The sequence below is a fragment of the Nostoc sp. S13 genome, from assembly GCF_029379315.1.
Classification (GTDB): domain Bacteria; phylum Cyanobacteriota; class Cyanobacteriia; order Cyanobacteriales; family Nostocaceae; genus Nostoc.
In genome coordinates this window covers 1-9392 of the sequence record NZ_JAQYWQ010000180.1, presented here as the reverse complement: position 1 = coordinate 9392, position 9392 = coordinate 1, and the positions used below count along the sequence as shown (strand labels likewise).

Sequence of the window (9392 nt, the reverse complement as noted above, 5' to 3'; positions counted from 1 at the left end):
AGAGAGCGTCTTGATTCTGACGAATGTATTCTGACTTCTGAATTCTTCTTCAATTATCCCTATCGCTATGTATAAATCACTGCTAGCAAAACTCAAACCACAATCTTAATCTCTTACTATTTGTCTAAATACATAACTACTTGATGGGATGTATGTAAATTTTAGTTATCTCATTTTCTGAAATTAATTCATAGTTTTTATCTGCCAACTTGCAGTAATTTATCTTATCCATATCTATTGATATAATATTCTGGTGAATATTATATCAATCAATCCGGATTTCATTTACTTCTCTGGAAAACTCTGTAAGTCAATCCACCACTATTATCACAGCACTACATGAAACTACGCTGGTTATTACTTAGTCTCATAAGTATTCTTCTACTCTCGTCACCAGTAAAGGCGAATCCTAACACGAATCAAGTTGAGGGCGCAGATGGCGGAAGTGGAAATCAATCAGAGTTGCAACTACCAGAACTAAAATTCATTCCCCCAACTCCTTCAAGCGATTTTGTTTACCCAATAGATACTCCTAAATACACTGGTATAGTTACTCTTGGGCGAGAAATATCGGAACTAAAAACTCCAATTAAAGCATTAATTGCTCGCTACAGATTCCTTACTCCCGGAATCTTTTTTATGGACTTAGAAACAGGGGATTATTTAAATATCAATGGCGGTCAAGCTTTCTCTGCCGCTAGTACAATTAAGTATCCTATTTTAATTGCTTTGTTTCAAGGAATAGATACAAAGAGAATCAAACTAACTGAAACATTGGTGATGCAACGTAAACACGTTAGTGGTGGTTCTGGAGATATGCAGTATCGGCGGGTGGGAACTAAGATTAGTCTTTTAGAAACTGTAACTAAAATGATGACTATTAGCGATAATACCGCTACGAATATGATTATCGACCGTTTAGGTGGTAAGGCAAATTTAAATCAGAGGTTTCGCACTTGGGGATTGCAAAGTACTGTGATTAACAATATGTTAGGAGACTTTAAAGGAACTAATAAAACTAGTGCTAAAGACTTAGTACGATTGTCAGCTTTGATTGCAAATAATCAGTTAATTTCTAATACAAGTCGTTCTCAAGTTTTAGGTATCATGATTCATTGCCATAATACAAGCTTACTGCCGTCTGGTTTGGGTTATGGGGCAAGTATTGCTCACAAAACAGGTACTCTGCGGTTTGTACTGGGAGATGCGGGCATAATTGAAACACCATCAGGTAAACGTTATTTAGCAGGGATTTTCGTGCGAAGACCGAATAATGACGAGAGAGCAACAGCTTTTATTCGTCAAGTTTCTCAGATTGTGTATGGGTACTTCGAGCAACCAAAAGTTAGCCATCTACCTTAATTATTGGTGTTATTTACTGGAACACAAACACAAATCTCAGTAAAAATTATATCAAGCTCCGCACAAGTTTTGTGGCGAATTACAGGTATTGTTGTTGAATAACCCCATCCCCAACGTGCAAAAACCTCTAATCAACGGGAAATTAGAGATGAGAAAACTTTTAAATTTTAGACAAAGTGCGTTTCAAAAATTAGGTACTTGCAAAAGTTTCTGGTCTACTGACTGTGACGTTGAAAAAAGTTCCAAATTGTTTCACTGGCGTTCAGCCCCAGTTTAGCATTGAATTTATTTAGGCTATCGTCAGTTGAAGAACCACCAGGCCAGAAATGTCCACCGTTTACTACCGCTAGCTGCCAAACTTCTGAGTTGCCACTACAACCTTTATAGAGAGAGGTTTTCACTTGATCTTCAGAAAACTGCGGAGATTTATTTGATGAGGTACATTGATCGTGCGATCGCCAAAAATCTACCATGTCTGAGATCGAAACCAGCGCTCCTCGTTGAGTGTGATCATTACCTTCATAAAGTACATCGCGATCGTTTGTACCGTTGATCATTAACATCGATATGGGAGTTTGAGGCTGACAATTAGGTTTGAGTCTAACTGGAAGCGAACCAGCTACTGATGCAAAACCAGCAATTTTATCAGGTAACTTACAAGCCAGTGCTTGGGTAAGGATTCCACCTCTAGAAAAACCGGTGGCATAAACTTTATGACTATCAATATTGATTTGCTCCTGAAGATGATCAATCAAAGCACTGACAAACAAAACATCATCTACCCTTCCTTGAGCGTTACCTCTAAGACTCCATTTTTTGTCAATTCCATCTGGATAAACAACAATAAATCCTTTTTGCTCTGCTAATTCATTAAAACGAGTCACATTACTTATAGACCGACCACTACCATCATCCCCATGAAACACTAAAACTAACGGCATCGGGCGGTCGGAATTATAAGATTTTGGAGTGTAAAAATAGTAAGTACGTAACTTTCCTTGGTTATGTAGCTCTCCATAATTATCACCACTCACAATTTTTTCTTTAGCTATATCTTTTTCTTCAGCCTGGATAGAATCGCAGGCTGTCACTAAAGTAATTGTAAGTAGAAATATAATAATTTTTTGGAAAAATCGAGAATTTGGATGTATATTCATGTTAATCAAAGTGACTCGATCAAGGTACTTTCATTCACTTTATCGTAAATCAAAGGGTTTAAGGCCCAAACTCTTGTAGACGCACTTGCGTTCATCTACACGTAGCAGAGACTAACAACCCTACTTGGGTTGTTAGTCTCTATTAGAGATATTAAACTCTTAGATTTACATAATGAGCAGGAACTCGAACCTTAACCCACCTGTTACCGCGTCGTACTCTTTCCCAATGTGCAGGAATTAACTTCTTTTGAAATCGGGCAATAACAGGTTTATGCACAACAGCAACTGTATGGACGTTGGGTCTGACAAGGATTTCTGCTGCCGATGCCTGTGAGGGTAAAGAGGAAATTGCAAATGGTAGTGCAAGTAGTGTACCTAATAGAATACGTTTCATGTTCAAATCTTCATTAATTAATGTGCTTGATTTTCTACAGCATTCCTTAATAATTTGTGAACATATATTCTCACCTAATCTTTACGATTATAGGTAGTTTTGCTTGTTACACGCTTAATTGGTTTGCTGTATTGTCCTCAGTCTAAAATAATAAATAAGAAGACACAGGGGAATAAAGTCATAATTTCAGTATGACTTTAGTCATATTTTTAACTTTGGACAAAAAATAGATGTTCGCGCCTAAGGTTTGACTCCATGCTGAGTGCTGAGTGAGAAAAATACTCAGTACTGGTGTACTTGGTAAGAGCAAGGCCCCTTGTGGGCGGAATCATGAAAAACCGCACTGCTTCACCTTGTCGGTGGTCTTTTAACTCAGCACTCTTCATTTTCTGCGTTGTAGTGTGGGGATTGGCTATGGTTAAATGGCGGTAGCAGGCAGTTGAGCGATCGCAGTTACCTACCGAGCCTTAAGGAAAGTGTCGATCGCAGAAGAGAACAAAAGAGACTTTTACGAATGATTTAGAGATGATTTATAAAGTAAACCTTAAATTGTCGGGTGCGTTATAGCAACGCTTAACGCACCGAGAAACATGGTGCGTTACGGCTACTTCTCACTCTCTCGAACTCCCAAATCCTTGCATAGCCGTAACACACCCTACTTAATATTTACTTTATAAATAGCCTCTTAGGACTAGTATAATGTTTTGTTAAGAATATAAATAAAACTATAATATAATTATTGAATAAGCTTTTAAATCTATGAAATTGATATTAGCGCTTGCTCTGTTCTTGAGTAGTACAATCTTATATTCTCCGGCAAAGGTGATAGCTCAAATTAAACAACCTACTACTTCAGGGCAACCTACACAAGCTACTAAAAAAAGGCCAGTTTTTGTTTGGGCAAAAAAACCTTCTCGATTAAGTAATATATCTGGGCGCAGAGTAGGAATGGGTAGCCGAAATGGACGGGATGATTGTCTTGTGGTTGAGACTCCACTGATTGCCCTAGTACCCTTTAAAGAGCGAAACTTGGTAAATAAACAGTTGAATAAATCAACTCCGATAGATGTATGGGGACTAACCACAGAGGAACATCCAACATTTTGGTTTTACGTTCCCTACATCAAGAATTTTGCTAACTTGAGTGCTGAATTTGTGCTACAGGATCAAGAGGAAAACGATGTTTATCGTCACGCGATTGCCCTCAGAACAACACCAGGGGTTATAGATGTTCCTCTACCATCTACTGTTGCACCCTTACAAGTAGGGAAAATATATCGCTGGTACTTTAAAGTCTATTGTTATCAGCAAGATCAAACGATTCCTCCTACTTATGTTGAAGGAGACATTCAACGAGTTATCCTAAGTTCTAGCGAGGAAAGTCAGTTAGCAGCAACAGATCCACGAGAAAAGATTGCTATCTATGCTGCCTTGGGTATTTGGTATGATTCTTTGACAATTCTGGCACAAATTTACAAAGCTAATCCCCAAGATACATCTCTAGCAGCAGATTGGCAAAGTTTATTGCAATCCATTAATTTAGGGAATATTGCCACGGCTCCTTTAGTTAACTGATTAGTTTATAACCAGTTGCCAACTAATACATAGGATGCCCAATAAAGAGGACGAGCATATTCCGAATCTGCCAGCATCTTCAGTTGAGCAAATTGCAGCGCTTGGGCTTTCGTTTTACCAGCAATTAACTGCTGATAAAACTCCCCAATAAAGAAAGTAGTTGAATCATCACCAATCTGCCATAATGATGCTAAAGTACTACGCGCCCCAGCCCGAATAGCAACTCCTGCTAATCCTAATGCGGCACGGTTGTCTCCCGTTGCTGTTTGGCAAGCACTCAGAACTAGCAATTCAATTGGCTCTGATCGCTTTTTATCTCGGCTTTTGAGCAAGCCATCTAATTGACTAACATTGATGCGTCCATCCGCAGCTAAAATAAATGTGTCTTGAGCTTTAGAGCTAAATTGCCCGTGAGTTGCTAAGTGAACTATTCTAAAAGGCTGAACGTTGATAGTTTTTTCTAAAGTTGTACTTTTGAATTCTTGATCTAGTAAGGTAATTGTCTTCACACCTAATTTCTGAATTAAATTCAGTTCCTCTTTGACTTTGGGAAGAGGGGAAATTTTTTCGTTTTTGGGTGGTAGCGACAGTCCTGCTGCTAGGGCGTTTAATTTGCTTCGGGTTAAATGTTGAGGAGTAAATAGTTGCAGTCCCGGACTCAAAGCTACAGCGTACTTCTGAATTAAATAATCTTTCCCGTCATCTAAAGAAGCCATTGGGATATTCCGCAGTAATCCGTCAGGCACAAATACCAAGGTGTCAACTTTGCTGCTGTCTATTTCAGTTTTAACTGGTTTAATTAACCACCCATAGAGCTGCTGGGAAAGTTTATGAAACTTCTTATTGGCATCGGGTTGCACAATCGCCTCTCGCATCAGGGTAACTACCTGCTCTACTTCCTGACGATTTACTACTGACGATTTGTATATCAATGGTCGGTTAGGAAGTTTAAGGATAACTGCTAGCTGATTTTCTAGGATAATCGGGTAAAAGATGGCTGTGTTAGGATTTTCCCGGTCTACTACTTGATCAAGAATCACAGATTGGTTATTTAAGCAAGCTTCCTTGAAAAAATTATCTAACTCTGCAAGTTGTAAGGCTTCAATTCGCTTACGGGCTTTGTCTAAATCTGGTTTTCCTTGCCCCTTCTCTTGTAAGAGCAGCTCGACTGATTGTCGATAAATGGGTTCGATGCGATCGCGGAAATTGAATTGCACCTCTCGACTAATCGCTACTAAATCGTTGCGGAGAGACTGAAGCGTTGCTACTGCTGCATCATAAGCTGCGATCGCACTTTCAATTCTTCCCTGTGCTTTGAGCAAGCGTCCTAACTGCCATTGCCAGCGATAGGCAATATCTGAATCAGAAATTAACAATGCCTGCTGCGTCAAATCTTCTGCTTCTTGCCATTGACCAGTCTGCTCGTATAATCCTGCTAAACTGCCAAGGGCGTAGGATTCGGCACGGCGATCGCTGATTGTTTTAGCTTGTTGAATGCTCATAGCTAACATCTGAGCAATATCTTTTTTATCGCTAATCTTTGCTATGGTGCAAGCAAAATTGATCCTTGCATAAATACTAGCTTGACTGACAGGCACAGCCAGAAGTTGGGCTTGAATAGTCGGGATTAGAGCTTTGACATTTGCTGTTTGTTCAGTTTCTACCAAAAGACTGAGCTGATTAATTTGTGCTTGAACCTTGGTAAGCGGATTCCGGGCTATTTCGGTAGCTTTTTGATAATGAGCGATCGCATCTTGTCTATTACCTAGCGCCTTCGCAGTATTACCAAGACTAAATTCTGTAAGGCTAATTTCTTCAGGCAGTTGCAGACGTTTGGACACTTCTAAGCTTTGTTGGAGAATTTGCCAGGATCGGTTGAAGTCACCTGATAGTTGCAGAACATTGCCTAGCGATCGTAAACCAGCCACTTTCATCGGTGAGTCTGCTTGAGTTTGTAATTGTTGGTTAACCCTCTCTAAAGTTTCTAAGGCTCGACGGTAGAAACCAGAAACCCGCAAAGCTTGTGCTTGATTGATGTGGCTGCGTGTCACTTCGGCGTTGTTTCCTAGTTGATGCCAAATTTGCTCTGCTTGCAGTAAAGTTGTTAAAGATGCTTCTGCCTGTCCCAGTGATAGTTGCAGCCCACCTTGAATATCTAAAGTTTGCGCCAGAAATTCCAACTGTTCTGATTTTTGACTCTTGAGTGCTAACTTTTGATTTTTCTCATCCCAACCTAGTAACTCCAAGCTGGAGTTGATAGCACCCGTGGCTTCTTTCCACAAGCCGAGTTGCTGATATGCTAAGGAGAGGTTAGTTAGCGCTGCTGCTTTTGGGAAGCGATCGCCTTGGGTTTGATAGATGCGGATAGCTTGTTGCAAAACCGTCACCGCTTCCGCAAAGCGCCCTGCTTGATAAAAGCTCTCTCCTTGCTCAACCAATTGCTGTGACGTTGGGGATTGGGTAGCTGAGATTTGAACCCCACCGCCTGAATTCGTCTCTGGGAGTTTAGCAAAAGTGGCGGGGACAAGAGTGAAAGAAAACGCAAGTGTAAATAAAGTTAGATTAATAACTAACGCGATGTGCAACTTATCCTTACAACCCCTCTCCAAACCTTTCCCCCGCAGGGAGAGAGGCTTTGATTCTTGCTCCCCAACGCTAGTAGGGGAGCCAGTGCGTTGGGGAGGCAGTGCGTTGGACGGGTTTCCCGGCTTGAAGCAACTGCCGTCGGCTCCGCCGACTTGTAGCACCTGGCGTAAGGGGTTGGGGGTTAGGTTTGAGAGAAAGTTGCACACGGCGTTAACTAGCTTTTGAGAGAGCCATTGCAGGGTTAACTGCATAACATTTTGGATTATGCAAACCCTGAGCTGCGCCATCTTAATAAATTCAAGTTTTGCCACCTTAAAACACAACTTGATCAACTGGCGCAAATTATTAGTTAGTGTTTTTTTGACCATGTGTTTCTAGAGGTTTACTCAGATGCAGTGCAGGAGATATTTGTTTGCCAAGGGGTCTACGGGCTGACATTAGGTACTTGAGCCACTAGCCGGATGTCTCCATTAGCATCAACTACCCAGCCTTGCGCTTCCACAATCGGAGAAACTTCAGGAGTGGTTGAGACTTGTGTTGATTGCTTCTTAACTTGCGCTTGAGTAGGGTTTGCGGGTTTTCCTCTTGCTTGTACCCACTCGGTAAAGGTGGCTGAATCTTGTAATATCTCAGTGGGACTGAGCGGCAAACCACCTCGTCCCGTCACAACAAAAGAACTAGCAAGTTGTCTACTGCCTGGGGTGCAAGCTTGATCAATTTGATTGGAGGCATCAACTAAATTGGTGGGCAGTTCTACTAAACGGTTCCACTTGGCTAAATATACCAGTGATGTTGGGTGGAAAACTCTTCTGTGCATCGAAAATCACATTACCTGCGGTTGAAATTTTTACATCGCCTGCATTTCCTAAGCCCACACCGCTAGTAGCAATATATGACCCATTTGTAAATGCGACTTGACCAGAGGCTTGCAGAGTTATATTTCCTGCTGAACCGTCGCCAAAAGTACTGGTAACAACAAAAGCTTCATCTGCAAGTGTAAAAGAGCCAGCTTTAATATTGATATTTCCGCCATCACCAATCCCAAAAACGGCGTTAGAAATAAAGCTGCCATCCTGAATTTTCACTGACTCTGTTGCATTAACCTCTATATCTCCAGCTTTGTTTGTACCATCAACCGCACCTAGATTAAACCCTATTCCCGCCCTCAGAGTGCTTCCTGTAAGCAAATTAAGATTGCGAGCAGATATTTTGATGCCACCACTATTTCCAGCACGAACATTTACTTGAGCTGCATTAGTAAGTGATACATCTGCTCTTGTCACCCCATCTGGAAAACTCAAACTTAAATTTTTATCATCAACATTCAACCCAACAGTTCCTTGTCCTGCTAATCCTCCTAATTCAACACGCCCACCAAAGGCATTTAACCTGCCATTATTTATATTGATATCGCCACCTACGAGCAACAAACTCTGTCCATCAGCAACCCTTAAACTAAATGTATTAAATCTTGACGGATCTCTTCCTGCTGGTGCAATTGAGTTATTCACAATTGGTGCAGCATTAATTTGGTTAAAAAACAAAGCCGAAGGATTTATGGTCAATAAAGCTGAAGGGATATTTTTATTAGTAGCGCTAAAAAAACCGATATTGCCAAATTGCAGTGCATTCGCTGTACTCCCCACAAACGAACCACCTACATCTAACCGTGCATTCTGTCCAAATATAATTCCACTGGGGTTTAATAAAAAAAGATTTACGCCACTTTGTGTACGAATCAACCCATCAATTAGAGATTCAACTGCAAATTGCTGTAAGTAGAAACAAATATAACTGGGGTTGAGGAAGTCAGGGAAATAGACTTATGATAAACTCGATGAATACCTTAGAGATTAATAATCAAATTATTACCGCTCAGGAATTAATTCCCTTATTAACAAGCTATCAAATGATCCCGCAACTATTGCGGGAAATGATTATTGAAAAAGCGATTTCTGAATGGGAAGGCTCCGCGATCGCACCCATAACTGGCATCGAAGAAGAAATCGCTACGGCTTGCCAAAAATTCCTACAACAACATCAAATTAACAACGCCGCTACCCATGAAGCATGGCTGAGGCGTTATGGTATGAACCAGCAACAATTTCAACATTTAGCCACACGCAAACTGCGAATTGAGAAATTTCAACAGGCTACCTGGGGAAAAAAACTAGAGTCTTACTTTTTACAACGTAAAAAACACCTGGATCGGGTTGTCTATTCAATGATTCGCACATCTGAACCAGGCATTGCCCAAGAACTATATAGCAACCGCCAAGGCGATTAGGACGCTGTGCGAAGCACATCTTCCATAGCAT

At 40.8% G+C, this 9392-nt stretch carries 8 protein-coding genes; 3 read left to right on the top strand and 5 right to left on the bottom strand.

Translation table 11 applies throughout. The features are described from left to right. Positions 1-339: 339 nt before the first annotated feature. Complete coding sequence (locus PUQ00_RS30925) at positions 340-1362, top strand: serine hydrolase (RefSeq protein ID WP_300423648.1); 1023 nt, start codon at positions 340-342, stop codon at positions 1360-1362. Positions 1363-1577: 215 nt separating this feature from the next. On the opposite strand, the gene PUQ00_RS30920 is transcribed toward PUQ00_RS30925, so the two are convergent. Both PUQ00_RS30920 and PUQ00_RS30915 read right to left on the bottom strand, forming a co-directional pair. Continuing rightward, positions 1578-2519, bottom strand: a complete 942-nt coding sequence (locus tag PUQ00_RS30920) for a PHB depolymerase family esterase (protein WP_300423647.1) — start codon at positions 2517-2519, stop codon at positions 1578-1580. A 151-nt stretch (positions 2520-2670) separates the two neighbouring features. Continuing rightward, positions 2671-2913, bottom strand: coding sequence for a hypothetical protein (locus tag PUQ00_RS30915; RefSeq protein ID WP_300423645.1), 243 nt, complete (start codon positions 2911-2913; stop codon positions 2671-2673). Between the two features lie 948 nt (positions 2914-3861). On the opposite strand from PUQ00_RS30915, the gene PUQ00_RS30910 reads away from it, so the two are divergent. Continuing rightward, positions 3862-4488, top strand: a complete 627-nt coding sequence (locus PUQ00_RS30910; RefSeq protein ID WP_300423644.1) for a DUF928 domain-containing protein — start codon at positions 3862-3864, stop codon at positions 4486-4488. 5 nt (positions 4489-4493) lie between these two features. Here the strand turns inward: PUQ00_RS30910 and PUQ00_RS30905 are convergent, their stop codons facing one another. The 3 genes from PUQ00_RS30905 to PUQ00_RS30895 form a co-directional block, all read right to left on the bottom strand. Continuing rightward, positions 4494-7325 (bottom strand): CHAT domain-containing protein, encoded by a 2832-nt coding sequence (locus PUQ00_RS30905; RefSeq protein ID WP_300423643.1) that lies wholly within the window; start codon positions 7323-7325, stop codon positions 4494-4496. Positions 7326-7498: 173 nt separating this feature from the next. Beyond that, positions 7499-7891, bottom strand: coding sequence for an S-layer family protein (locus PUQ00_RS30900; protein WP_300423641.1), 393 nt, complete (start codon positions 7889-7891; stop codon positions 7499-7501). Continuing rightward, entirely contained in the window at positions 7806-8825 is a 1020-nt protein-coding gene (locus PUQ00_RS30895) for a filamentous hemagglutinin N-terminal domain-containing protein (RefSeq protein ID WP_300423649.1), read from the bottom strand. Before PUQ00_RS30895 ends, PUQ00_RS30900 begins: the two co-directional genes overlap by 86 nt. Positions 8826-8899: 74 nt before the next feature. Between PUQ00_RS30895 and PUQ00_RS30890 the strand changes: the two genes are divergently transcribed. After that, positions 8900-9361: a hypothetical protein gene (locus PUQ00_RS30890; RefSeq protein ID WP_300423639.1), complete on the top strand. Its 462-nt coding sequence runs from the start codon at positions 8900-8902 to the stop codon at positions 9359-9361. Positions 9362-9392 lie beyond the last annotated feature (31 nt).

What these genes read in the sequence shown, in the direction of transcription:
- PUQ00_RS30910 (WP_300423644.1), top strand. Translation starts at nt 3,862, where the DNA reads ATGGGTAGCCGAAATGGACGGGATGATTGTCTTGTGGTTGAGACTCCA.
- PUQ00_RS30925 (WP_300423648.1), top strand. Translation starts at nt 340, where the DNA reads ATGAAACTACGCTGGTTATTACTTAGTCTCATAAGTATTCTTCTACTC.
- PUQ00_RS30890 (WP_300423639.1), top strand. Translation starts at nt 8,900, where the DNA reads ATGATAAACTCGATGAATACCTTAGAGATTAATAATCAAATTATTACC.
- PUQ00_RS30905 (WP_300423643.1), bottom strand. Translation starts at nt 7,325, where the DNA reads ATGCAGTTAACCCTGCAATGGCTCTCTCAAAAGCTAGTTAACGCCGTG.
- PUQ00_RS30900 (WP_300423641.1), bottom strand. Translation starts at nt 7,891, where the DNA reads ATGCACAGAAGAGTTTTCCACCCAACATCACTGGTATATTTAGCCAAG.
- PUQ00_RS30915 (WP_300423645.1), bottom strand. Translation starts at nt 2,913, where the DNA reads ATGAAACGTATTCTATTAGGTACACTACTTGCACTACCATTTGCAATT.
- PUQ00_RS30920 (WP_300423647.1), bottom strand. Translation starts at nt 2,519, where the DNA reads ATGAATATACATCCAAATTCTCGATTTTTCCAAAAAATTATTATATTT.